A 362-nucleotide genomic window follows, 5' to 3' on the forward strand; every position below is an offset into this window, starting at 1 on the left:
ATGTCATCACCTAAACAAACGTCTCCTCCGTTGGCTGGTAATGCAACCGGGTTAGTATGAATCACTACATTATGATCAAGAGCACTCACACAGGTACCTTCAGTTACTGTAAGCGTGTAGGTACCTTCGTAAGTAGCCTTGTCAGAATTATTAATGGTCAGAACTGCAGTATTTTGAGTACTGCCATCGGGCAGCAACCACAAGTAGGTCGCTCCTGGAGCGCCTCCGCCACCGGTCAGTGTAATATCTTCGCCTTCGCACCATTCAGTGGTAGTCTCAGCGGCATCGCCATTAATGGTCGGCACCGGTAAGGCCTGAATGGTAACTACTACTGTTACTTCTGTACTTGTACATCCATTTGA

General features: G+C 47.5%; 1 protein-coding gene. It reads right to left on the minus strand.

The features are described from left to right. The coding region (locus tag KEM09_RS22165) for a hypothetical protein (protein WP_212232097.1) at window positions 1-362 on the minus strand (362 nt) is incomplete at both ends.

Origin of the sequence: Carboxylicivirga mesophila, from assembly GCF_018271975.1 — a bacterium.
Classification (GTDB): Bacteria; Bacteroidota; Bacteroidia; order Bacteroidales; family Marinilabiliaceae; genus Carboxylicivirga; species Carboxylicivirga mesophila.